Origin of the sequence: Mycobacterium pseudoshottsii JCM 15466, assembly GCF_003584745.1 — a bacterium.
In the GTDB taxonomy this organism is placed as follows: domain Bacteria; phylum Actinomycetota; class Actinomycetes; order Mycobacteriales; family Mycobacteriaceae; genus Mycobacterium; species Mycobacterium marinum.
The window spans coordinates 3,150,261-3,175,055 of record NZ_AP018410.1; the positions used below are offsets into that span (position 1 = coordinate 3,150,261).

Annotated in this window: 19 protein-coding genes and 3 pseudogenes; 11 read left to right on the plus strand and 11 right to left on the minus strand. The window is 64.1% G+C overall.

From position 1 onward, the window contains the following. The first annotated feature begins 72 nt into the window (after window positions 1–72). From MPSD_RS14265 to MPSD_RS14275, 3 genes are all read left to right on the plus strand, one after another. Window positions 73–1,275, plus strand: a complete 1,203-nt coding sequence (locus tag MPSD_RS14265) for an ISAs1-like element IS2404/ISMul1 family transposase (RefSeq protein ID WP_420811919.1) — start codon at window positions 73–75, stop codon at window positions 1,273–1,275. A gap of 712 nt (window positions 1,276–1,987) precedes the next feature. Next, the gene (locus MPSD_RS28575; RefSeq protein ID WP_036426568.1) at window positions 1,988–2,398 is read left to right on the plus strand and encodes a hypothetical protein; all 411 of its coding nucleotides are present in this window, start codon (window positions 1,988–1,990) and stop codon (window positions 2,396–2,398) included. A 144-nt stretch (window positions 2,399–2,542) separates the two neighbouring features. Then, window positions 2,543–3,706: an LLM class flavin-dependent oxidoreductase gene (locus tag MPSD_RS14275; RefSeq protein ID WP_020725345.1), complete on the plus strand. Its 1,164-nt coding sequence runs from the start codon at window positions 2,543–2,545 to the stop codon at window positions 3,704–3,706. Window positions 3,707–3,764: 58 nt separating this feature from the next. Here the strand turns inward: MPSD_RS14275 and MPSD_RS14280 are convergent, their stop codons facing one another. After that, on the minus strand, window positions 3,765–4,232 hold the full coding sequence (locus MPSD_RS14280; protein ID WP_011740825.1) for an SRPBCC family protein: 468 nt from the start codon (window positions 4,230–4,232) through the stop codon (window positions 3,765–3,767). Window positions 4,233–4,369: 137 nt separating this feature from the next. Between MPSD_RS14280 and MPSD_RS14285 the strand changes: the two are divergent. The 3 genes and pseudogenes from MPSD_RS14285 (at window position 4,370) to lipD (ending at window position 8,056) form a co-directional block, all read left to right on the plus strand. Then, window positions 4,370–5,193 (plus strand): annotated as a pseudogene (locus tag MPSD_RS14285) (lysophospholipid acyltransferase family protein). A gap of 266 nt (window positions 5,194–5,459) precedes the next feature. Then, window positions 5,460–6,653: a serine hydrolase domain-containing protein gene (locus MPSD_RS14290; RefSeq protein WP_020787388.1), complete on the plus strand. Its 1,194-nt coding sequence runs from the start codon at window positions 5,460–5,462 to the stop codon at window positions 6,651–6,653. A gap of 119 nt (window positions 6,654–6,772) precedes the next feature. Next, window positions 6,773–8,056: a lipase LipD gene (gene lipD, locus MPSD_RS14295; protein WP_086085763.1), complete on the plus strand. Its 1,284-nt coding sequence runs from the start codon at window positions 6,773–6,775 to the stop codon at window positions 8,054–8,056. A 20-nt stretch (window positions 8,057–8,076) separates the two neighbouring features. Here the strand turns inward: lipD and MPSD_RS14300 are convergent, their stop codons facing one another. The 3 genes from MPSD_RS14300 to MPSD_RS14310 form a co-directional block, all read right to left on the minus strand. Continuing rightward, window positions 8,077–8,895 (minus strand): maleylpyruvate isomerase family mycothiol-dependent enzyme, encoded by an 819-nt coding sequence (locus MPSD_RS14300; protein WP_020787386.1) that lies wholly within the window; start codon window positions 8,893–8,895, stop codon window positions 8,077–8,079. Between the two features lie 146 nt (window positions 8,896–9,041). Further along, complete coding sequence (locus MPSD_RS14305) at window positions 9,042–11,660, minus strand: TetR family transcriptional regulator (protein ID WP_020787385.1); 2,619 nt, start codon at window positions 11,658–11,660, stop codon at window positions 9,042–9,044. 606 nt (window positions 11,661–12,266) lie between these two features. Then, window positions 12,267–12,647, minus strand: coding sequence for a hypothetical protein (locus tag MPSD_RS14310; RefSeq protein WP_015355582.1), 381 nt, complete (start codon window positions 12,645–12,647; stop codon window positions 12,267–12,269). A 154-nt stretch (window positions 12,648–12,801) separates the two neighbouring features. Here MPSD_RS14310 and MPSD_RS14315 point away from each other — a divergent pair, with 154 nt between their 5' ends. After that, window positions 12,802–14,676, plus strand: coding sequence for a fatty acyl-AMP ligase (locus MPSD_RS14315; RefSeq protein ID WP_015355583.1), 1,875 nt, complete (start codon window positions 12,802–12,804; stop codon window positions 14,674–14,676). A 3-nt stretch (window positions 14,677–14,679) separates the two neighbouring features. Here MPSD_RS14315 and MPSD_RS29415 read toward each other — a convergent pair. The 4 genes and pseudogenes from MPSD_RS29415 to MPSD_RS14335 form a co-directional block, all read right to left on the minus strand. Further along, window positions 14,680–15,983, minus strand: a pseudogene (locus tag MPSD_RS29415) (GNAT family N-acetyltransferase). 3 nt (window positions 15,984–15,986) lie between these two features. Continuing rightward, a pseudogene (locus tag MPSD_RS30545) lies at window positions 15,987–16,541 on the minus strand (GNAT family N-acetyltransferase); the annotation flags it as partial. 80 nt (window positions 16,542–16,621) lie between these two features. Beyond that, window positions 16,622–17,227, minus strand: coding sequence for a hypothetical protein (locus MPSD_RS14330; protein ID WP_036426566.1), 606 nt, complete (start codon window positions 17,225–17,227; stop codon window positions 16,622–16,624). 90 nt (window positions 17,228–17,317) lie between these two features. Then, entirely contained in the window at window positions 17,318–17,842 is a 525-nt protein-coding gene (locus tag MPSD_RS14335; protein WP_232022520.1) for a hypothetical protein, read from the minus strand. A gap of 182 nt (window positions 17,843–18,024) precedes the next feature. Between MPSD_RS14335 and MPSD_RS14345 the strand changes: the two genes are divergently transcribed. Next, window positions 18,025–19,227 (plus strand): ISAs1-like element IS2404/ISMul1 family transposase, encoded by a 1,203-nt coding sequence (locus MPSD_RS14345; RefSeq protein ID WP_420811920.1) that lies wholly within the window; start codon window positions 18,025–18,027, stop codon window positions 19,225–19,227. Window positions 19,228–19,285: 58 nt separating this feature from the next. Here MPSD_RS14345 and MPSD_RS14350 read toward each other — a convergent pair whose 3' ends face one another. Further along, on the minus strand, window positions 19,286–19,765 hold the full coding sequence (locus tag MPSD_RS14350; RefSeq protein ID WP_012394541.1) for an MPT63 family protein: 480 nt from the start codon (window positions 19,763–19,765) through the stop codon (window positions 19,286–19,288). Between the two features lie 230 nt (window positions 19,766–19,995). On the opposite strand from MPSD_RS14350, the gene MPSD_RS14355 reads away from it, so the two are divergent. From MPSD_RS14355 to MPSD_RS29430, 3 genes are all read left to right on the plus strand, one after another. Beyond that, the gene (locus MPSD_RS14355) at window positions 19,996–22,107 is read left to right on the plus strand and encodes an arylsulfatase (RefSeq protein WP_020787378.1); all 2,112 of its coding nucleotides are present in this window, start codon (window positions 19,996–19,998) and stop codon (window positions 22,105–22,107) included. Between the two features lie 25 nt (window positions 22,108–22,132). Further along, on the plus strand, window positions 22,133–22,312 hold the full coding sequence (locus MPSD_RS29425; RefSeq protein ID WP_020787377.1) for a hypothetical protein: 180 nt from the start codon (window positions 22,133–22,135) through the stop codon (window positions 22,310–22,312). 166 nt (window positions 22,313–22,478) lie between these two features. Next, a complete protein-coding gene (locus MPSD_RS29430; protein ID WP_232022522.1) occupies window positions 22,479–22,691 on the plus strand; it encodes a GAP family protein in 213 nt (70 codons plus the stop codon). 36 nt (window positions 22,692–22,727) lie between these two features. Here the strand turns inward: MPSD_RS29430 and MPSD_RS14365 are convergent, their stop codons facing one another. Further along, a complete protein-coding gene (locus tag MPSD_RS14365) occupies window positions 22,728–23,579 on the minus strand; it encodes a bile acid:sodium symporter family protein (RefSeq protein WP_223161554.1) in 852 nt (283 codons plus the stop codon). 75 nt (window positions 23,580–23,654) lie between these two features. Beyond that, window positions 23,655–24,653, minus strand: coding sequence for an antibiotic biosynthesis monooxygenase (locus MPSD_RS14370; RefSeq protein WP_086085744.1), 999 nt, complete (start codon window positions 24,651–24,653; stop codon window positions 23,655–23,657). Between the last annotated feature and the right edge of the window lie 142 nt (window positions 24,654–24,795).

Consider the following 24,795-nt stretch of genomic DNA (forward strand, 5'->3'; position numbering starts at 1 on the left):
CCGGAGTGTAGGCACGGGCTATCTGGAGAACGATCGAGTTGGTTACTGTTCGTCGTTGGTCTGGAGTTGCCCGTGCCTACCGTTTCAGTATTGCCTGTGTCGTCGGTTCCAGAGGTGTTCGACCGCTGGAGTCCTGGTGAGCGCAGCGAGCTCATCGGATCGGAGTTTCTCGATGTGTTGGCCTCGGTGCCAGACCCGAGGGACCCACGCGGTCGGAGGTATTCGCTGATGGCTTTGTTGGCGATCGCGGTTCTGGCCACTGCCGCGGGGATGCGCGGCTATGCTGGTTTTGCCACATGGGCGGCCACCGCCCCCGATGATGTGTTGGCCCAATTAGGGGTCCGGTTCCGGCGGCCCAGTGAGAAGACCTTCCGCGCTGTTTTGTCTCGGCTAGACCCCGCCGACCTCAACGCCAGGATGGGCAGTTACTTCACTGCACACGTGGCCAGCAGCGACCCCAGTGGATTGGTGCCGATCGCGTTGGACGGCAAGATGCTGCGTGGTGCTTTACGCGCCAAAGCGACAGCCACGCATCTCGTGTCGGTGTTCGCCCACCGTGCCCGATTGGTGCTCGGTCAACTCGCTGTCGCCGAGAAAAGCAATGAAATTCCCTGCGTACGCGCCCTGCTCACGCTGCTGCCGGGTAGCTTGCGGTGGCTGGTCACCGTGGATGCGATGCATACCCAGGTCGTCACCGCGAAGTTGATCTGCGCCACCTTGAAGTCGCACTACCTGATGATCGTCAAGTCCAACCAAGCCAAAATACTTGCGCGTATCACCGCGCTGCCCTGGGCCGAGGTGCCCACAGCCGCTACCGACGACTCCCGCGGCCACGGCCGTGTCGAGACCCGCACCCCGCAAATCATCACCGCTGCACGAGGAATCGGCTTCCCCTACGCAAAACAAATCATCCGGATCACTCGTGAACGCTTGATCACCGCCACCGACCAGCGCAGCGTGGAGGTGGTCTATGCCATCTGCAGCCTGCCGTTCGAGCACGCCCGCCCTACCGCGATCATGACCTGGATGCGTCAACACTGGGGAATCGAGAACAGCCTGCACTGGATACGCGACGTCACCTTCGACGAAGACCGTCAAAGGGCACATACCGGAAACGGCGCACAGGTCCTAGCAACGCTACGCAACACCGCGATCAATCTGCACCGCCTCAACGGCGCCGACAACATCGCCGAAGCCTGCCGGATCACCGCTTTGACCGCCAACCGCCGCCTAGACCTCCTCAATCCACAATTCCCCAGCTCACAAGCCTGCTAATCAACAACGCCGGAGCCCTGACCTCGTAGCGGACAAACTACGCGCATAACCGGTAGAGACTTTGACATATTTATCATAACGAGATCATGTTGTTATCTGATCGTGATTCCATATCCGGGCTATTGCCAAATTTCTTTACACGGGCCGTTCAGGACAGATCCAGCGGTCTCGATGTCAAGCCCGAATCAGGCGTTGACCTCCCGAAGTGGGGGGAGGTGCAAGGGAATTCGGTAGCGGATCCAAGCCGCTTTCGCGCGGAACTTCCTCGCCGAGTATGCGTTAAATTCAGCTGCCGCAAATCCGCAATTTGCGCCATCAGCGTCCGGAAAATCTCAACAATGCAGAACAATGCAGCTAGGCTCGTCCGGCGACAGCGCAACTAACGGCGAATCACCCCATGGTCGCCATGGCAGCAAACCGCGGACCCGGTCCACAGACGTGATTGCAGGCGTCTCGGTGCTCAGACCCAGTGCGGCCACAGCCCCCAGCGACGCCGCGCAGACTTCTACGATGGCGCCGATAACGGGCAACTGCGGCGGCGGGAGGCGGTATGACGGAAGCTGGCTTGGTGCCAACGGGCATGCGACGACCGCAGCGACCGTCAGGATGCTTCGTTTCCATCCACAGCCGATCGGGTATGGGAACGAATGGTTGCAGCAAGGCCCGACCAAACAAGGCCCGACCAACAGTGGCGACGAGAGCGGAGAGTGACATGAGATCCCAAGCCAGGACGACATTCGCAGTTTTTGGCGGCGGCGCCATGCTTGTTCTGGCGGTGGCCTGCGGTGGCGGCGAAAACAAGGCGCCAAGTAGCACAACGCCGACCACGACACCCACAACAACAGTCCCATCCAGCCCATCCAACTCACCTACGACAGAGTCGTCACCGGCGCCGGGCGGTCCGTCCGGCACTGGAGGCCCAGAGGGCGGGGGCGGCGGCGTGCCCGGTGGTCCCACCGGCAGCGGCGGTCCGGGTGGGGGAGGCGGCAGCATCCCGGGTGGGCCCACCGGCGGCGGTGGACCAGGCGGTGGCGGCGGCACCATTCCCGGCGTGGGTGGGGGCGGCGGCGGGCCGGGCGGTGGCGGCGGCTGCATCGGCAACATCTGCGGCAGCTACCCGTGATCGCGAGACGTCACTGAGACTTTCTTGAACTTTGCGGCGACGTTCGCCCCGGCCATGGTGGCCCAGGCGCGTTAGTTGATGCGTTCCGGCGACGGTCGGTCCGCGTTATGGTTCGGTCAAGGCCGATCGCAAGGGAGCCTCGACATGGCCAAGCTCAGGTTCGGATATTTCATCGCCCCGTTCCACCGTGCCGGCACCAATCCAACGCTGGCCCTGCAACGCGATCTGGAGTTCGTCGAACATCTGGATGCCCTCGGGTTTGATGAGGCCTGGATCGGGGAACATCACTCGGCCGGCAGCGAGATCATCAGTTCACCGGAGGTCTTCATCGCCGCCGCCGCCGAACGGACCAAGCGGATCCGCCTTGGCACGGGGGTCATATCGCTGGCCTATCACAACCCGCTCTGGGTCGCTGACCGGCTGATGCTGCTCGATCATCTCACTCACGGTCGGGTGATCGGAGGCATGGGACCAGGTTCACTGCCCACCGATTCAGCGATGATCGGGCTTACCCCCACCGACACCCGCGAGCTGCTGGAAACCAACCTCGACATCGTCGTCCGGCTGTTGGCTGGGCAAACCGTGACCGCCAAGACCGCAACACATCAACTGTTCGACGCGAGATTACAGCTTGCGCCCTTCTCGGAAGGGGGGATCCCACTGGCGGTCGCCGCCGTCGCGTCGCCGACCGGTGCGCGGCTGGCCGGCAGGCATGGCATCGGCCTGCTGTCGATCGGAGCGACGCTGACGATCGAGGGCTTCGATGCGCTGGCCTATCACTGGGGCATCGTCGAAGAGCGCGCCGCGGCGTTCGGCACCCACGCCGACCGCAAGAACTGGACCCTGGTCGGGCCGTTTCACATCGCCGAGACCGATGCGCAAGCCCGTGCCGACGTGAAATTCGGCATCGAGCCTTGGTTCCGATATTTCCAAAAAGTTGCCGCGTTCCCCCAGATGACCATGCCTGGAGAACAACTTGACGAGATGATCGACATCATCAACGAGAACGGCGCCGGTGTGATCGGTACCCCGGAGCGGGCGCGGGCACAGGTCCAGCGACTGTGGGATCAATCTGGCGGATTCGGCTGCATGCTGCAGATGGGCCACGAATGGGCAAATCCCGCGGCGACCAGACGTTCCGCCGAGCTGTTCGCCGCCGAAGTGATGCCGCACTTTCAGGGACAAGCCCAGCCCACCCTCGACGCTGCCGTGCGTGCCGGCGAAGTGCGGGAAGGTCTGGCCCAGACGCAGCTGCAGGCCATCGACCACATGACCAAGAAATATCAGCAAGAACTCGACGGCAAGTAGCCGCTGGGGCCGAAAGCCGTTGCAGCTGAAGCTCAGCACTCACCGATTAGGGCAAGCGCTAGCCGGTGCTGGAGGCCTCCCGCTCGGCCGCCTTGACGAGTCGACCTGCAAAGAACTTGACCGCGTTGCCCAACGCCGCACGCATCACCGGCCCCGTTCCGCGAACTCCCTCGGAAAAAGAGCCGCTCCAGCGGATGTCGGTGCCGCCGGATGCGTTCGGGGTGAAGACCACTTCGCCGTGATAGTCCTTGGCCGGAGTCGAAGACCCAACCATCTTGTAAACGTGGCGGCGGTCCTGCTCGTACTCGACGGTCTCCTCCTGCACGAGCATGGGCCACATGCCTACCTTGCGAATCGCCCCGACACCGCCCGGTGCCGGGTCACCTTGCCGCGCCCAGCTCGACTGCATGACGATTGGCTTGGCCCAGTTAGCCCAGTTGGCGCCGTCCGTCGCGAGCCGGAACAGCGTCGCGGCAGGCGCGCTACTGGTCTTGGTGACTTCGAAGGAGAACTTGCGACCCGACATACCCACTCCCGATCTCACGAATGCCTGCAACGGTGCTGCCGCGTACCCTACCGGCACGCCCGACGCTGATCCGTCCGGCCCAACGCCGACCAGGCAAAATGGCCCCCTTGCCCAAATCTCGAGGGCATACTCAGCTTGTGTCGAACGTCGAAGCCCCCGCTGTTCCGCCCCCGCCGTCACAAGCCGACGTCGACGCGGCGTTGCGGATCATCAAGCCGCTGCGAAAACTGATCAAGCCCAAGGTATATGGCATCGAGAATGTGCCAACCGAGCATGCGTTGCTCGTCGGCAACCACAACACACTCGGCATGGTCGATGCCCCGTTGCTCGCCGCGGAGCTGTGGGAGCGGGGCCGGCTGGTCCGCTCCCTCGGAGATCACGCGACTTCAGAATTCCGGGGTGGCGCGAGGCCCTGATGCGGATGGGCGTCGTCGAAGGAACCAGAGAGATCACCTCGGAGCTGATGCAGCGCGGCGAGCTGATCATGGTGTTCCCCGGTGGCGGCCGGGAGGTCAACAAGCGCAAGAACGAGCGCTACAAGTTGGCGTGGAAGAACCGACTGGGGTTCGCACGCTTAGCGATCCAACACGCATATCCCATCGTGCCGTTCGCTTCGGTCGGGGCTGAGCACGGCATCGACATCGTGCTCGATACAGATTCACCGCTGATGGCACCGACCCAGTTCCTGGCCGACAAGCTGCTCGGCATGCGCGAAGGGCCGCCTCTGGTCCGCGGCGTCGGGCTGACTCCGGTGCCCCGGCCCGAGCGGCAGTACTACTGGTTCGGCGAGCCGATCGACACCACGGAGTTCGCCGGCCGGGAAGCCGACGATAGCGCCGCGCGCAAGGTGCGCGAGCGTGCGGCGGCTGCGATCGAGGAGGGTATCGAGCTGATGCTCGCCGAACGCGAACGCGATCCGAATCGCTCGGTGGTCCGCCGATTGTTGCGGTCGGACGCCTGATAAATACGCGAGTCGCACCCGAAAATTCGGCGCTGTGATTGAACCCGCGAGCCGGCCGCTGGCCGCCTGGCCGTCCGTCGATGACGCTGGCTGAGTCGTGGCGCCGCCGACCTCCACTCGCTAGCGCATTCAATCGCTGGCGCAGCCGGGGGAGAGATTCCTGGTTGTGCGACTCGCTTATCCGCTGGACCGTCCGATCCGACGAGGTTTACGGGCAGCACGCGGGCGTGTGCGAGTCTTTATGTGGTGAAGGGGATTCGACAACGGTGATCGCGCGTGATGAGGCTGAGGCTCAGGCGTCGTCTGCACCCGACCAGGTGGGCTTGGTTCGGTGGAATCCGGTTTCCTCGACGCATCGGCGCGGATGGCGAAGCAAGTGGGCACCACTTCTGGTGATTGCGGTGATGCTCGGCGCCTGCGGCGGCCCGCCCCCCGCCGTCACCCCGCCGCCTACTACGGACAATTCCGATCTCAAGACCCGCAGCCAGCGGGTGCTCGACGGCGCCGTCAATCCCGATGAACCGGGCTGCTCGGCCGCAGTAGGCGTTGAGGGCGTTGTCATGTGGACCGGTGTCCTCGGGATTGCGGACCTGGCTACCAACAAGAAGGTCACCAAGGACACCGTGTTCGACATCGGCTCGGTTTCCAAGCAGTTCACCGCCACCGCGGTGCTGCTCCTGGTCAACGAGGGCAGGCTGACGCTCGATGACCCGTTGGCCCACTATGTTCCCGACCTTCCGGACTGGTCGTCCGCCGTCACCGTCGCGCAACTGATGCACCACACCAGCGGCATCCCCGACTACACCGGCTTGCTCGAGGCCCAGGGGTACCAAATGAGTGACCGGACAACCCAAGCTCAAGCCTTGGCCGCGATACAAGGGGCACCTGAGCTGGAATTCAAGCCCGGTACCCGCTTCGGGTACTCGAACTCCAACTATCTGCTGCTCGCCGAGATCGTGCGGCTGGTCTCCGGCAAATCGCTACCTGACTTCCTGAGCATCGAGATATTCCGCCCGCTGGATCTGGCCATGGTCGTGGATCCGATCTCGGCAGATCCCGATGAGGCGGTCTCCTACGGCGAGGGCGACACCGGCAACCCACCGCAGTTCCCGGTGCTCCACTCAGGTTGGGAGCAGGTCGGCGATGGCGCTATCCAGACCACGCCCAGCCAACTCGTGCTCTGGGCCGACAACTACCGAACCGGCAAAGTGGGCGGCCAGAAGCTGCTTGACGAGCAACTTGCCGGTGCCGTGGAAACCGAACCCGGCAGCGGCGACCGGTATGGCGCCGGCATCTTCTCCCGTGCCAACGGCACCCTCGACCACGACGGCAGCTGGGCCGGATTTGTCACTGAATTCCGGATCAGCAGCGACCGGCGTACTTCGGTGGCCGTCAGCTGCAACACGGAAGGACAAGATCCCGAAAGCCTGGCCGATGCAATCGGACGCCTGTGGATGTAGCCGCAGGCACCCCAGGTTGACGGCCGCTCGAGCACCGGATTCGGGTGTCAAACCCGGCCAACGACGACCAAAACGTCATTCCGATGTAACAGAGCCAGAGCGGGCTGCAATCATTCACGATGGCGCAACCTTCTGTCCTCACCACCGATGATGGCCTACCGTCCGGCGTAGCGGGTGCCTGCGACTCCCGGTTCTCCGGGGTTGTGCGTGCCTTCGCGGGGTTGTACCCGGGACGCAAGTTCGGCGGCGGGGCGCTATCGGTTTACATCGAGGGCCGTCAAGTGGTCGACGTCTGGACGGGCTGGGCCGACCGCAACGGCGAAGTCCCTTGGACTGGTGACACCGGAGCAATGGTGTTCTCGGCCACCAAGGGCCTGGCCGCCACCGTGATTCACCGCCTGGTGGATCGCGGGCTGCTGGATTACGACGCCCCCGTGGCCGACTACTGGCCGGAGTTCGGTGTCAAGGGCAAGTCGGCAATCACCGTCAGCGACCTGCTGCGGCATCGATCCGGGCTATCGCACCTCAAAGGTGTCGGTAAGAAGGAAATACTGGATCACCTCCGGATGGAGGAGAAGCTGGCGGCGGCACCGCTGGATCGCACGCACGGCAAGATGGCGTACCACGCAGTGACCTACGGTTGGCTGCTGTCCGGTCTGGCCCGCGCGGTGACCGGCAAAGGTATGCGTGACCTGTTCCGTGAAGAACTCGCCCGCCCGCTCGACACGGATGGTCTCCATCTAGGCCGCCCGCCGGCCGATGCGCCGACCACCGCGGCACAGACGCTGCTACCACAATCCAAGATCCCCACGCCACTACTGGACTTCATCGCGCCAAAAGTCGCCGGACTGTCCTTTTCTGGTCTACTTGGCGCCGTCTACTTCCCGGGAATTCTGTCGATGTTGCAGGACGACATGCCATTTCTGGACGGCGAGATCCCAGCGGTCAACGGCGTGGTGACGGCGCGCGCCCTGGCCAAGACGTATGCGGCGCTGGCCAATGACGGTGTCATCGACGGCATGCAACTATTGTCGTCGGACGCGGTAAGCGGACTGACCGGCAAGGCCGAGCTGTGGCCAGATCTCAATCTTGGTCTTCCCTTTACCTACCACCAGGGCTACCAATCCTCTCCCGTCCCAGGACTGCTGGGGGGATACGGCCACATCGGTCTGGGCGGAACCATCGGATGGGCAGACCCCGAGAGCGGCAGCGCCTTCGGCTACGTACACAACCGGCTGCTGACCTTGCTGCTCTTTGACATCGGTTCGTTCGCCGGGCTGGCGCCGCTGTTGAGCAGTGCTGTCTCGACCGCCCGGCGGGAGGGCCCGCTAGAGGTACCGCACTTCGGTGCTTCCTACCGCGAGACTGGTCAGCAACCGCTGGCGGCCGGAGAAACCAGCTGAAACCAGCCGGTCGGTGTGGCTCAGAAGGTCGCCCGGGCCAAGAATCGTCTCAGTGCCTCGGCCGAGCCGTCGACATCAACCCGATCTGGGCGACGACGCCCCCACAGCAGCAGAACCAGATCCGACGCGGTGGCACTGACCGTGGCATCGGCCACGGTCTCGATCGGCGTGGCATGGCAATGCCCATCCCCGACTCGGACCGTCCATTGGGTATCGGTATCGCAGGCGCGTAACGAGATTGTCTGAAACGGCCCGGCCAAATCCTTCGACATCGCCGGCAACACATCATCGATGAACTCTGACACGCCATCGGCGGCTAAGTTTGATTCGATCGGTTCCTCGGGCGCTACCGCAGTTACGGCGTCCCAACAGTGCACCGCGGTTTCGTGCGCAACTCGGCGCCGGATAAATCCCACGTCTTGTCGACGTCCCCAAGTCCATGCCGGTACGGCGGGATCGATACCTGCGAACGTGTCACTGGTCTCGGCCACACCGTCGCGAAACCAGTCCACCAGGTTCGGCGGCCGCGCAGGCTCCTGGTAGGTCTCCGGTCCAGTAATGGCTCCGACAGCCACCTGCCGCCAAAACGTGTGCACGACACCGACATGCCAGATCAGGTCTGCGATGGTCCATCCGGCGCAGCTCGGCACCGGACGATCCAGGCCCGCCTCCGACACGGCGACAATCCGATCGCCGTCGCGCCGCAGCGCGGCCAGGTAGTCGACCCCCATGCCTGGCGATGGTACCGCCAGCCCTCGCCACGGCAGCACCGGGAAGCCCGCTCCCAGAATCAGGCCGCAGCCGCTAGCTCCGTGTTGGGGATGGACATATCCGATCACGGTCTACTGACATGACAAACAGTGCATCGCGCTCTTGCGCGGGTCGATTGGCCGCGGTCACCGGGGTTGGCACCGGGCCCCGGCGGACTTGCTAGGCGATGGCTGATTCGTGTTGCTGTGCACCCGGCCAGTTACACCGCCCGGCCTCACCCGCCATACCCTCGATCGGGCAGCACCTCCATACCCAGAACGAGGGCGGCGGCCTCGTCCAGGGATAGGCGTCTGCCCTCGTTGGTGGCGGTGCGATAGTCGGCTTCGGAAAGTTGCTTGCGGACTTGGCGTTCGCATTGTTCGTGGAATGGCCCCACGTGTGCCGAGACGGCGCCGCCGGCGCCGGCAGCGCGGCTCACGGCGGCTGCGGCGGCCATCAAAACCGCGGCGCGCCGCGGATCGTTTCTGGCCGCGGCAATCCAGGAACCCGTCTCCAGAAATGTCGCGCAGGTGAAGGTGTCGTTGATCGTCCGCGACAGTTGCAGGCCTTCCCGGTTAGCGTGCTCAGCCAGGTCCAGTTGCCCCAGCGCCAGGCGACTAGCCGCCAGGCCCGCCAAGAGGTAGGTCCGCAAGACGATGTCCTGGCCGTGGGCTTTGGACAGGGCGAGGCCCTGCTCGGCGTGGGCCACCGCGGTGTGGGCGTCATTGGCGGCGGCCGACGTCCATATCATCACTATGAGGGCATAGATTTGCACCCGGAATTCGTCGGCGCTGGCCAGCGACTGCTCGGCCAAGCTCCGCGCCAGGTCTAGCTCGCCGCGCAGCAGGGCGAGCGCTCCTTCGTTGGCGTTGAAGTAGGCGAGGGAGTTGTGGTCGGTCACGGTGGTGAGCAGTTCACGAGCTTCTGCCTGTCGAGCGGCCATGGTGGGCATATCGACCTGCAAAAAGGCTAGTTCGGCCGCTGCGACGATCGCCTGCAGTCGCGCCGCGTTGGGTTCGGCGGGGGCGGCGTCGAGGGCCTTTTCGATCCATCGGCGCCCTTGCTGGAGCATCCCGATAGCGGTCCAGGGATCGCGTAGGTTGGTGGCCATTTCCACGGCATCGGCGGGTGCAACGGTCAGCGCAACCTGCAGCGCTTCTTGCAGGTTGGGCATCTCCCGTCGCAGGCGGTGAAGCCAGTCGAGTTGATGTTCGCCAAACCATTCCTCGCAGGCTTTCTCGGCGAGCTGGCGGTACCAATCAAGGTGGCTGCGGTGCAGCTCGGCTTGCTCTTGCACGCTGAGCTTGGCGTATCCAAATTCACGCAGCGTTGCCAGCTGCCGAAAACGCAGCACGTCTTGGGCCGCGGTGCGGATGAGGATCGATTTGTCCTCGAGGGCACACAACGCCTCGAGTAGCTCATCGTCGGACATCTCTGGCGCGCAGATCCGTTGAACGGCGTTTGGCTCAAAGCCACCGGCGAACACCGACAACCGTGCCCACAGTTGTTGCTCGGCCGGGGTACAACGCTCATAACTCCAACTGATGCACCAGTTCAACGTGCGCTGGCGAGCCGGCGCCCCGCGCTTGCCATGGGTCAAGAGCCCCGCCCGGTCCGAAACCCGCGCGGCGATCTGTTCGACGGCCATCGTCCGCAACAACGGAGCGGCCAGTTCGATGGCCAATGGCAGCCCGTCAAGCTGAGCACAGATGTGCGCGACGGCCGCAGCATTGCGCTCGGTGAGCTTGAAACTGCGCTGGCTGGCACGGGCATGTTTGACAAACAACGCCACGGCATCGCAGCGGGCCAAATCCTGCAGACCAGGCAGGTGACTGGTATCGGGAACCGACAGCGGAGGAACCGGCAGCACCACTTCGGTATCGATGTCAAAGAACTCTCGGCTGGTCGCCAGAATCTTCAGCCTCGGGCAGCGTGCCAGCAGTGTCTGGATGAACGGGACCGCCGCGTCAATGATGTGTTCACAGTTGTCGAGCACCAGCAGTGCCTCACGGTCAGCCAGAGTTTCGACCATCACCTCCAACAGCGGCCTGGCGGTCTGATCGCGAATGCCCAGCGCCGCGGCCGCCGCCGCAACCAACAGCTCACCATTGCTCAGGTCGCCCAGCTCGATCAACCACACGCCATCGCGAAATTCCCCGACACATTCGTGGGCGGCCCACACCGACAAGGTCGACTTACCGATTCCACCGATCCCGGTCAACGTCACCAATCGCGAATTCAAGATCAACTCTTTGAGTTCGGCAAGTTCGGCCTCACGACCGACAAACCCAACAAGCGGTGGCGGCAGATTCCCCTGTGCCGGCGCTCTGACTCCGTCAAGCAACAAAGCGGTAATCATGTGGGTGAATTCGCGACGAGCGACCCGCCCAAGCTGGACAGACCACCCTGCGCCAGAGACGAGGCTGAAAAACGCTTCGGTCAGCCAGTCTGCGGTCACGTCGGTGCGGAACTCTCCGGCGCGTTGGCCGCGCAGAAAAATCTCCTCGATCTCGGAGTTGATTTCACGCCACTCGGCAACCGACTTCCGGGTCTCAAAGCTTTGACCTTGCACGTAGCGCAGCGTCAGGTAGCCCGCCACCGGCTCGCAAGCCGCAACCAGTATCCGCAGCGCATCAGTAGGTGAATATTCCTGCCAGTGAGAGGTTTTCAGCGCATCACGCATCTGCTCGATGGCCGCGTGATCCAGCGCCTCGAGCAATGCGGTACGTCCGTCGAAGTGGCGGTACAGCGTTGAGTGGCTGACCCCCGCGGCAGCGCCGATCTCATCCAGGGTGGCGTTGGGCCGCGTGCTGAGAAAGTCAGCTGCGGCGCGCAGCAGACGCTCGGTTTCCATTCAGACTCTCACTTGGTCTCTACTTCGTCTATGGCATTCGGTGCTACTGGTCATACAGAGCACCCTTCCGCGCCTGCTCACCGGTTGCCACCCGGCCTGGACCACGCGCGGGAGTGAAACCGTGTATCCGCCTGGTAAGGCGGGTGCTTTTTGAAGACCTCAGTCTAGATTCCAGGCTTGCCTCTCGCGGCGAGTCTGGGTGACTTCGCCGCGCCGCGCGCGTGCACAGCCACCTACACAGGTCCAACACGCACCGTCTGAATCCGCTCCCACCAGCTAAACTGGGCCAGACCATGTCGGTGCCAGCTCTGCCATCTCCAGTTGCTGCTCAGCCCAGCCGGGCCCGCAGGCGCAACTGGCCGCGCGTGCTACTTGCCGCACCAGCGCTGATGGCGGCAACCGCATGGCTCCCACCCACCCCCGACGTCACGGCCGGTCCAACCGCGACCAACTCCGCCAAGGTCGACACACAAACCAACCCCACTGAGCCACAACACAGTTGGACTTCCCAGGCCGCGCAAGAAGAACGAGGATGCAGCAGCGGGCGCGGCGTATGGTGGCGCTGCGGGCGAGATTGAGCCCCGCACCAACCACCATCGCCCGACGCTAGAACTCAACAATCAGTACCCACACCAGGGCGGCTGCCACCAACAACAGCGCCGTCAGAATCGCCGCGCGCACAATCGCGGACTGCCGGTGGAACCAGTCACGCAGCTGGGCGAACCGCCAATCGGTCCAGGCATACGCGCGCGCGGCCCAATCGGACTCGATCGCCAGGACACGGAACGCGACCAGGACCGCGGGAATGCCCAGCTCCGGCAGCAGCACCATGAGAGGTACGGATGCGATCAGCAGCGCCGCACCGAAGACGGCGAGCAGTACGCGAAGCACCATCGGCTTGGCCCGCGCTCGGTCTCGGTAGGCGAGCACGCGCGCGAATGCCGCATCGCGAGTCGTGGCCGCGGGGTTGCAGTCGCCTGAGTCCACAGATACCCCTGCCTCGAGCCGATCGACGGGCCCGCTAGGCACGGACTTTAGTGGACCGATAGGCCAGCCAAGGGGTGATCGGTGCGTCGCCGGGGTGGCCGAGGCCACAAGGTGCTTGCGGTGCCAGACCTGCGCGGTTGCTTAGACTGCGGTTATGAATGACGGTTCCCGGCAGGACTCCGCGGCTCCAAAAGGCCTGCTAGAGATCGAGGACTGCCTGGATGCCGGCGGCAACATCGAGCTGCCGCCGGGCACCACGCTGATCTCTCTCATTGAACGCAACATTGCCAATGTCGGCGACTCGGTGGCGTATCGCTACCTGGACCACAATCGGACGGCGCAGGGGCACGCCCTGGAGGTCACCTGGTCAGAATTCGGCGTCCGGTTGCAGGCCATCGGTGCCCATGTGCAGAAGTTCGCCGGCGACGGTGATCGGGTTGCGATTCTCGCGCCGCAGGGCATTGACTACGTCGCCGGGTTCTATGCGGCGATCAAGGCGGGCACGATCGCGGTACCGCTGTTCGCACCCGAACTCCCCGGCCACGCTGAACGTCTCGATACCGCGCTGCGCGACTCGGAACCGACGGTCGTGCTCACCACCGGCGCGGCAAAGCCTGCCATCGAGGAGTTTCTGGCGAACCTTTCCCACCTACGCAGGCCGCACATCATCACCATCGATGATGTGCCGGATTCGGCGGGGGAGTCTTTCGTTCCGGTCGAGCTCGACATCGATGCCGTTTCGCACCTGCAGTACACGTCCGGATCGACACGTCCACCGGTCGGTGTGGAGATCACCCACCGTGCCGTGGGCACCAACCTGGTGCAGATGATCCTGTCCATCGATCTGCTGAACCGCAACACGCATGGCGTCAGCTGGTTGCCGCTGTACCACGACATGGGTTTGTCCATGATTGGCTTTCCCGCGGTGTACGGCGGGCACTCCACGCTCATGTCGCCAACCGCGTTTGTCCGCAGACCGCAACGATGGATCCATGCCTTGTCGGCTGGATCGCGCACCGGACGCGTGGTCACCGCGGCGCCAAACTTCGCCTACGAATGGGCGGCCCAGCGTGGTCTACTCACACCCGGCGACGACGTCGATCTGAGCAATGTCGTACTGATCATCGGTTCGGAGCCGGTCAGCATCGATGCCGTCACGACGTTCAACAAGGCGTTCGCGCCCTACGGGCTACCGCGCACAGCGTTCAAACCCTCCTACGGGATCGCAGAGGCGACGCTGCTGGTGGCAACCATCGACCATGCCGCTGAGCCCACGGTCGTCTACCTCGACCGCGAACAGCTGGGCGCCGGTCACGCCGTACGCGTGGCCGCCGAGGCACCCAACGCGGTGCTTCAGGTGTCCTGCGGCCGCGTCGCCCGCAGCTTGTGGGCCGTGATCGTCGATCCCGATACCGGCACCGAATTGCGTGACGGCGAAGTCGGCGAAATCTGGCTGCAAGGCAACAACGTCGGTCGCGGTTACTGGGGACGGCCCGAAGACACCGAGCGGGTGTTTGGCGCCAAGCTGCATTCGCAGCTCGACGAAGCTAGCCACGCCGCCGGCGCCGCGCTCGACGGCGCCTGGCTAAGAACCGGTGACCTGGGCGTCTACCTCGACGGCGAACTGTATGTCACCGGCCGAATCGCCGATCTGATCGTCATCGATGGACACAACCACTATCCCCAGGACATCGAGGCCACCGTTGCCGAGGCCTCACCCATGGTCCGGCGGGGATATGTGACAGCGTTCGCGGCACCCGCCAACGAATTGCCTACGGCCCAAGATTCGGATAGCCACAACACCAGCCCACAGCTGGTCGTCATCGCCGAACGGGCGGCCGGAACCAGCCGCGACGATCCACAGCCCGCGATCCAAGCCATCCGCGCCGCGGTGGCAAACCGCCATGGATTGGCGGTGGCCGAAGTGCGTTTCCTTCCCGCCGGCGCCATTCCGCGCACGACCAGCGGCAAGTTGGCTCGGCGGGCATGCCGCGGCCAATACCTCGGCGGGGTATTGGGAGTGCACTAGCACTCACCACGAGCCAAGCGAGCCGCTGCGCCGCTGATCGGCGAGGATTTCGCTGATGACATGGCGGGCACTGCCGGCCAGCTGAGGGTTGGTGGTCTGGTAGTAGGGAAGGGCAACGAGGGCGATCGACAAAGCCCGACCGCAACCGCGTGCCCAGGTTTCCGCGTCTACCCGCAGCATGGTGCGGAACTGCTCGCGCGCCGGCGCGGACAGCAGATTCCACGCGGGGATGAGGTCGACACTGGGGTCGCCCACGCCCATCAAGCCGAAATCGATCACCCCCGCCAACCGGCCGTCGACGGTCAGGATGTTGAACGGGGACAGGTCGCCGTGGAACCACGTCGGCGGCCCCGCGTACCCGGGGATGCGCAGCGCTCGTTCCCACGCGACGGTAACGGCATGGACGTCGAGGCGTCCGTCCAGCATCGCCAACGCGCCGCGGACCTGCTCATCCTGCTCGGCCAAGGGCTTTCCCCGCGCCGCGTCCGGCCCGCCTGCGGGGTCGATGCGGCGCAGGGCGCCGATGAAGTCGGCCAGGTCCCGAGCAAGTCCGATGGGTTCGACAAGCTGGCCGACCTTCGGATTCTCACCGATGACCCAACGGCAGATCGACCACGGCCAAGCGAACCCCTGCGCCGCGGCACCCAGCCCCACTGGGACCGGGCTGGCAACGGGCAGCTGCGGGGCGATTCGACCGAGCCAGCGCTGCTCGGTTCGCAGGCTCGCCACCGCCCAGTGGATCCGCGGAAGCCGAACCGCCATGTCGGTTCCGAGCCGGTACATGGCGTTGTCTGTGCCGGCCGAGTCGATCGGTGTCAGTGGCAGGTCCGGCCAGTGCGGGAATTGGGTGGACACCAGCCGCCGGACCAGCGATGCGTCGATGCCCCCTCGTCGGCGTGCATCTTGGCGGCGGGAGCTCTCAGCCGCTTCTCGAACCTGATACTGCCGTCGGGTAGATCCCCGGCCGCGCTCCAGCCCAGTTTGCGGTAAAAGCCGGCGGCACGACTCGAGCCGTCGGTAGTCAGCCAGATCGCCGCGTGCCGTTCAAACAGCGTTGCTTCCACGCGCCGCATCAACGCGCTTCCCACACCGCGACCCTGAAACTGCGGTCGAACAAAGCAGGCGAACACGCTGCCGGCGGTCGCATCGGCCATCGTGAAACCCGCGGTGACCCCGTCGACATCTGCGACCCACAGGCACGGCGAGGCGCGCATGGCCTCTCGCACCGATTCTTTGGTGATGCCGAGTTCGGCGAGTTGCTCGAGCGACAGATGGTTCTCGGTGACACTGGTGCGGATCTCGAACACCGCGTCGATATCGGCCTCGCCGGCGATCCTGGCCCAACCCCCCCTGCTGAGGGTGCGCTCGTAGCGGTCGAAGACGTTTCCGTCCGGTTCGCGGATCCGGCTGGTGCGGCCAAAGCCAGCCCGCAGCGCGACCCGCGCCGAAGCCGAGTTCTCCGGCTCCACCTTGACCACCGCAACGGTGGCATCCAGCTGTGCCGCATAGCGGCACACCAGGTCGACCGCGCGGGTGGCCAGGCCGCGCCCGCGCCAGGCCGGGTAGAGGCCGTAGGCGACGTTGACCTCGCCGAAGGCCAGTCCCTCACCGGCAAATCGCAGTTCGACCGTCCCCGCCGGAACCTGCTGCGGCCCCACTCGGATCGCGAAGGCCCGCAGTGGTCCGCCGGTAGCCCATTGGTCACGGCAGTGTTCGAAGTACGCCGCCGCGCTGTGCTGGGTCACCACCCCGCCGCTGAGCCAGCGCGCTGTCAGCTCGTCTTGGCCGGCGACGTGCGCACTCACCTCATCGGGACGAAACGGCGAGAGCGTGACCGTGCCATCCGATAGCGGTGGGTCGACCATTCAGCGATTGTTGCCACCGACGTGTGCCGGGGCAACCGAATATTCCGGGGGCCGCAACGCATCTCGCACCAGCAGCGATATCACGGCCGAATGTCCGTGTACTGCAGGGTGTAGCCGTCGCTGGAAAACGTGAAGCCTTGTGCGCTCGTTTCACTTGCACAGGAGACACCGACGGATTCCTGAAAGTTGCACCGGAAACCGGCCGCATCGAGGACTTCGTTGAAGGGCAGAACCTTCGCCGGCTCAACAGCCGCAAAGGATTGTGCCTTGCTCAGCACGGCGAAGTGCGCCTCACCGGTCTCCCCGACCACGATCGCATTCGGCGCGTCGGTAGTCCCATCGGAGTTGGTCACCGTGTCTGGCGCACCGTGGATCCCGATCGCCGAACCACTGGCAGACTGACAACCGGCCTGGACATGGGGCAGGATCGCGCAACGCCAGCGACCGCTGGGCGACTCGAAGTAGTAGCCCGCGCGAGCGCTGCCGGTGTCCAAGAAGTAGTCGGCCGCGTTCGCCAGCTGCAGATTATTACTGGGAGTCGGCAGTGTGGACGTAGAAATCGTGGTGCCGGTTGGCGCCGGAGAGCTCTCTCCGGTGGTAACGCCCGGCCCATCGCCACACCCCGCCGTGCTCGCCAACAACAGAATTGCTGCCCATCTCCCGACGCCGGTACCGCTGATTCGCATACGGCCATGGTGGCATTACCGCGCCCAAGGCGGCCCCGGCTGGTCGAGCCGACGGTGCTGAACTTCGCACCGGCATGCGGTCGTGCGCTTTCACAGACTCGTCGCCTGCCCCATGATCAGCGGCGGTGGCGCCCCGGCGTGCGGATCGGCGCTGGCCTTGTAGAACGCCGGCAATGCGCCGGCCGCGGCGACGTATTCGGCATCAAGTTTCACCCGATACCACTGGATACCCATCGATGCAGAGATCTGCGGGTCGGCGCTTCCGACGTTGACGATCTCGGTGACCCGCACGCACCCCACACGTTGGTCCATGCGTAATGAGAACTGCGCCAGCCCGTCTCGGTCGTGATCCGGCGATGTTGCGCCATAGATCGCACGCATCGGCCGGCCCAGGTACCCCCAAGCCGCGCCGTAGTCGCGGTCGTTGACCGCGTTGAAGTAGTCCACGATCACCCGCTCGCCTTCATCAACGGGCCTGGTGACAGGCCTGCCGCCGGCGCATCCGACCTCTGCCGATGGCCGCCCGCACAGCGGGTAGCCGGCTCCGAACAGTGCCGTCACCGCGACCAATGCCGCACCGGCCGCGAGCCTGCCTCGCTTCCGTGAAGGGCCCACGGCAACCACGATAGGGCCGTGGTGCGAGCGGGCAGGCCCCAGGGCTCCGGCGTTGTTGATTAGCAGGCTTGTGAGCTGGGTTGATGATCTTTGGTGCCGCGCTATTGGGGCCGGAGTATAGGCACGGGCTATCTGGAGAACGATCGAGTTGGTTACTGTTCGTCGTTGGTCTGGAGTTGCCCGTGCCTACCGTTTCAGTATTGCGTGTGTCGTCGGTTCCAGAGGTGTTCGACCGCTGGAGTCCTGGTGAGCGCAGCGAGCTCATCGGATCGGAGTTTCTCGATGTGTTGGCCTCGGTGCCAGACCCGAGGGGCCCACGCGGTCGGAGGTATTCGCTGATGGCTTTGTTGGCGATCGCGGTTCTGGCCACTGCCGCGGGGATGCGCGGCTATGCTGGTTTTGCCACATGGGCGGCCACCGCTCCCGATGATGTGTTGGCCCAATTAGGGGTCCGGTTCCGGAGGCCCAGTGAGAAGACCTTCCGCGCTGTTTTGTCTCGGCTAGACCCCGCCGACCTCAACGCCAGGATGGGCAGTTACTTCACTGCACACGTGGCCAGCAGCGACCCCAGTGGATTGGTGCCGATCGCGTTGGACGGCAAGATGCTGCGTGGTGCTTTACGCGCCAAAGCGACAGCCACGCATCTCGTGTCGGTGTTCGCCCACCGTGCCCGATTGGTGCTCGGTCAACTCGCTGTCGCCGAGAAAAGCAATGAAATTCCCTGCGTACGTGCCCTGCTCACGCTGCTGCCGGGTAGCTTGCGGTGGCTGGTCACCGTGGATGCGATGCATACCCAGGTCGTCACCGCGAAGTTGATCTGCGCCACCTTGAAGTCGCACTACCTGATGATCGTCAAGTCCAACCAAGCCAAAATACTTGCGCGTATCACCGCGCTGCCCTGGGCCGAGGTGCCCGCAGCCGCTACCGACGACTCCCGCGGCCACGGCCGTGTCGAGACCCGCACCCTGCAAATCATCACCGCTGCACGAGGAATCGGCTTCCCCTACGCAAAACAAATCATCCGGATCACTCGTGAACGCTTGATCACCGCCACCGACCAGCGCAGCGTGGAGGTGGTCTATGCCATCTGCAGCCTGCCGTTCGAGCACGCCCGCCCTACCGCGATCATGACCTGGATGCGTCAACACTGGGGAATCGAGAACAGCCTGCACTGGATACGCGACGTCACCTTCGACGAAGACCGTCAAAGGGCACATACCGGAAACGGCGCACAGGTCCTAGCAACGCTACGCAACACCGCGATCAATCTGCACCGCCTCAACGGCGCCGACAACATCGCCGAAGCCTGCCGGATCACCGCTTTGACCGCCAACCGCCGCCTAGACCTCCTCAATCCACAATCCCCCAGCTCACAAGCCTGCTAATCAACAACGCCGGAGCCCTGGGGCAGGCCCGCACCGTGCCGGTCAAACAGCAACCGTTCTAGGGACCCCAAATCATGAGATCTTCCATTCCATTGTTCATCGCAACAATGGTCGGAGCCGGACCGGTGACATCGAAGTAGATCTTCCCGGTCGATGATGCACCCTGTGGGATGGTGGCCCCGCTAATGGTGTTCGGGCCCGACGCTTGCCACAGGACTCGGTAGTTGACCCCGTCCGCGGTGCGAGCGTTGAACTGAGAAATCGCCGGAGTGACCGGGCCGCTGATTGCATTAACGGTGGCAGTGGCTTCCCAGACCTGGCCGGCTACCGGGTAGCCGGGGATCACGTCTGAGCTGGATTTGAGATCGCTGACTGTCCAGCCGAGCACAACTTGACCAACGGAGTCGGTCATCTTCAACTCACTGCCGAATTTGCCGGTGATCGGATATGCGGCGAATGCGATTGGTGCAGTGATGGTCGCGATGGTCGCAATTGCCACGACGGCCACCGCCGTCTTTATCATCGTGGTGAGCTTCATTGGTCCTCCTCCACTATTTTTTGGAGCGATCACGCCGTTCAAACTTCCCGGCATGACTAACTCTAGGTCTTAAATGGCGTATTGCTCCCCACAATTTGGCAGCAAACACCACAGCCCACCTGGCCCAAGTACCTCGCCGATACGGCGGACAGACGCCGAAGAATCTGTAATGTGGCCGTCGAGAAGACCTCTGGCAGACAACAATCCGGGCACGGGAATCAGGAGCACGAATGGTCGACTTGCCGCGCAACGAGCAACCGTTCGGCGGAGTTATCAACCCGGTGGGGGCCGACTCCACCCCGGTCACCCCGTCGATCGACTATCCACCCGACGGGGCTCCCAACGTCGTTGTGGTGTTGCTCGACGACGTTGGGTTCGGCGCCCCTCCGACCTTCGGCGGACCAGTGCCTACCCCAACCCTGGACCGCATCGCCCAAGCCGGCTTGCGCTACAACCAATTCCACACCACCGCACTTTGCTCGCCCACCCGCGCCGCGTTGCTGACCGGCCGCAATCACCACAGCGCGCATATGGGGACGATCTGCGAGATCGCCTACGGGTTCCCCGGCTACGACAGTGTGCTGCCGCAGAGCACCGCCACCATCGCACAGATCCTGCGCATGAACGGATACAACACCGCACTGTTCGGCAAAGCGCATTTCACTCCCACCTGGGAGATTGGCCCGGCGGGCCCCTTCGACCGGTGGCCCACTGGCCTGGGATTCGAACGCTTCTACGGTTTCCTGGGCGGCGACACGTCACAGTACGAGCCCGCGTTATTTGACCAAACCACGCCGGTTGAGCCATACGTCGGGCGCGACGACTACCACCTCACCGAGGATCTTGCCGACAAGGCGATCGAGTGGATTCAGCGGCAACAGACATCCGCGCCGGACAAGCCGTTCCTGCTCTACTTGGCACCCGGCGCAACGCACAGTCCCCACCACGTCTGGCCAGAATGGTCGGACCGGTTCGCCGGACAGTTCGACGAGGGCTGGGACGCGCTGCGCGAGCAGACGTATGCCCGCCAGCTCGAGAGGGGAATCATTCCCCCCGGGACCCAACTAACACCACGACCCGAACAAATTCCGGCCTGGGCGGACTACGACGATCGGTACAAGCCGGTGGCGCGTCGCCTGATGGAGGTTTATGCCGGTTTTCTGGCCCATACCGATGCCCAGATAGGCCGTGTCGTCGATGCGATCGACGACCTGGGGCAGTGGGAAAACACCTTGTTCATCTACATCTGCGGCGACAACGGCGCCTCGGCCGAAGGAACGGTGCACGGCGCCTGGAGCTCTCCTTCGTTTCAAAACGGGTTGCCCGAGGACCCCGAATGGCTGCTGGCCCACTTGGCCGATTTCGGCACGGTGCGCTGCGAGAACCACTACAACGTCGGCTGGGCCTGGGCGCTGGACTCACCGTTTCAGTGGATGAAACAGGTGGCATCCCATTTCGGCGGAACTCGCAACGGGATGGCCGTCTCCTGGCCCCGCGGGATTACCTGCGCGGGGGAGCAGCGCAGCCAGTTTCACCACGTCATCGACGTCGTTCCGACGATCTTGGAGGCCGCCGGAATCGAGATGCCCGAGCGCGTCAACGGTATCGAGCAGAAGCCGATCGAAGGTGTGAGCATGCGCTACTCCTTCGACGAGGCCGATGCCCACAGCCGACGCCGGACCCAGTATTTCGAGATCTTCGGCAATCGCGCCATCTATCACGAAGGTTGGATCGCGTCCTGTTTCCATGGCCGGCTGCCGTGGGTCCGCACCCAGCGAACCAACCCCTTCGGCGACTCCGAGCGCTGGGAGCTCTATCACCTCGCCGACGACTTCAGCCAGGGGGTAGATCTCGCCGAGCAATACCCGGACAAGCTCGCCGAGCTGCAGGCCGTGTTCGACACCGAAGCGCGCAAGTACGACGTCTACCCGCTCAGCGACGCGAGGCTGGCCCGCGCGCTGCCCGCTAACCGGCCGAACCTGCACCTCGGCTACTTATTACCCCAGCCATGTGCGGATCCCCGAGACCTCGACGCTGCCCTACACCAGCACCTCATTCGAACTGCGGGCGCAGCTGCAGATCCCACGCGGCGGCGCCCAGGGGGTGGTCATCTGCATCGGTGGGTCAATGGGCGGGTGGAGCCTGTATCTGCAAGACGGCATCCCCACGTTCGCCTACAACTACTTGGGCCACGAACTCACCACGGTCGCCGCCACCGATCCGCTTCCCGAGGGCCAGATAACCCTGGCGCTTTCGTTCGACTACGACGGCGGGGGACTGGGGAAGGGCGCGTTGGTCACCTTGCTCGTCGACGGCACCACGGTGGCCAGCGGACGCGTTGAGCAGACGGTTCCGTTCCGATTTTCAATGAGCGGAGAAACCCTCGATGTTGGACTCGACACCGGCTCACCCTTCGCGCCCTACGAGCACAGTTTCCCGTTCACCGGCCGTATCCACCGGATCGATGCCAGTGTGAGCCCGCGTCCGGCCGACCTTGCCGCCGCCCTTTCCGACATCGAGATGCGCGCGGCACTGGGCTCCCAATAGATCGCGCTGGTCGGTGGCCTACACCGCACCCGTCGGTGATCAGCGGCAACGCACCCACCGCGTTGCCGTGCTGCCTGAAGCGCTCGCATCGTTAGTGGCTCAAGTTTCACAACCGAACCTGGACACCGGCGCCAGGTTTGGCCCCATCGGCGCGCGAGTCGGCAACATGGCTTCCTACGTGCTTTTCGTGTTGCTTGCCCTGAGTACAAATCTGCTCGTGGTAGCCATGGCCGCACTGTTCCCTGATCAGTCGCGCGCCCTGCTGGACCGGATCCAGCGCTGGCTGCAGGACAACGACAGACCGATCATGATCGTGGTGGGATTGGGGTTTGGGATCTGGTTCGGATTCAAGGCCCTGCACGGCCTCGGGGTGATCTAGATCCCGCAGCCCAGCGATGCGCCAACGGACGGCCAGTCACGATGGTGAGGTGACCGCGCGTCGGCGCGTCCACAACGTATAGAGCATCCCCAACACCGCGGTGAGCAAACCGTAGAGCGCCACGGCGGCGTGCTCGTCAGCGTTGGGAAAATTGGCCGACGCGATCGCCAACGCGGTCGCGGGATGGCGGCAGCTGCTGGCGAACGCCAACACCGTCGACGATTCCCGGTCGGGGCCGCCCAAGAGATGACCAATGGCGAAGGTGCCAGCGATGAATGCCAACATGGCCACCAAGGTCGATTCACCGATGAGCTTCCACATCTCGGGCGCAGCTGAGATCAGCAGCGCAATCATTGCGATCGGCAGCACCCACTTCTGCGCGCGCTGGATGGGCGGCGCGATGCGGGTTGCCGCATCCGGCCAGCGCGCTCTGATCGCCATCCCGGCGCCCAGCGGGACCAGCACAGATATGGCCATCAGCTCTCCGATGGCCCCGGGTCTGGAGACGAGTTGGCGCCCGAAGATGTCATCGAGCAACATCGCGGCCACAGTTAGCACGGGAACGACGAGGACGGCGAGGATGATGACCAGACCCAGGGCGTACTGAACGTGCCCGCCCGCTTTTTCTCCGCGACGCGGCAACAACGGGGGCAGCGGTGATAACGACAGTGTGACAAGCGCAATCGCAATTTGTGGACGCAGCTCCAGCAAGCGAACGAGCAGTATTGCTAGCACGGGTGCAACGATCAGCACGGCCAACACCGAACGGGCCAGCAGACCCGGGCGTCTCAGCACACAAAGCACGTCGGAAAAGTGTGCTGTCAACCCGTAGCCGAGGATCACCACGAACAGGCTCAACTGAAAGGCGATCTTCGCCGCTTCGACCATCGTCACCGCGCCAGCTTGCCACGACCGGCAGATCGGTGAGACCTGAATGCGTTGCCGGCTAAAGCAATAGCGAGCCTATGGGTGCCAAAGCCGGACCGTAACCAGGTAGAACACCACGGCCCAGGCCCCGTTGACCAGCACCACCAACAGCATTCCGCCGACGTCGGTACGCGGCTGACGAGCGCTGGCCTTCGGCCTGAGCCACCACCCGATGATCGGCATGCTGTAGTAGGGCATGGTGATGTAGCTCATCACAAAGCTCGACAACAGGTTGCCCACCAGCATCCCCAACCACAGTGGCATGCGCAGCGGACTGAGCAGCATCGTCAACAACACCACGGTGGGGTAGAGCCCTAACCACACCGCCACCGAAGTCTTGAAATCCGAAGGTGGCGGGGCTGTCTCGTCACCGAGTACGAACCAGCTGCCGAATGACTGATCGATCTTGCGCATCTTGTAGTCCCGGAAGTGCGGGTGGTGCATGAGCTGCTTGCGCGCCTCCGACGTCAGCCAGGCATCCAGATGCTCGGCGGTGTCGAATCGATAGCAGATTGTCCACTCGTCTTGGATGCCAGCGACCGGGCGGAACATCTCGGCACCGCGAAAGCCCGCGAACTTGCTTTCGGCTGCCACGATGTCCTTCTGCCAAGCCAGGAACTCATCCACCCGTTCTTCGGGAACCCGGTGCGACACAACGACGGTCATCAGCGAGTCATCAGCCTCGGTACTGCGTGCGATCACCTGACAGCTGGCTGGTCCCGCAAAAATCCCCGCCGCCTCACTGACCATGGGCTGGCGGCTGGAACTGTCCAACCAACTTTTCGCGTTTGGAGCCGAATCGAAGCGATAGACGGCAATCCACTCGGACTGCGCCCCGCCGGGTGGCCGCAGCTCGGAGCCGAGGTAGCCCGGATAGTGCGAAAGCCCCTTGTGAAGCTTCTGCTGCCAAGCGACGTAGTCGTCTTCGCGACCGGAATGTATTGCCTGACCGATCATCACGGTCACCGCGTTGTCACGTGGCTCGACCGCACGGTAGGACCCCGACCGGTCGCCGCCGGGCGCCTTCTGTCCCATCAACAGCTGCCTTCGTTCGCGCTACGGCCCCGGACATCGCCTGGGGTTGAGTCGGAATATCGCAACTCGTGGTTGTGCCCGCCTGCCCGGCCGGCGCCAACCGATACACCGCCCAGCCGAATCGCCATGGCCACGGACCGCT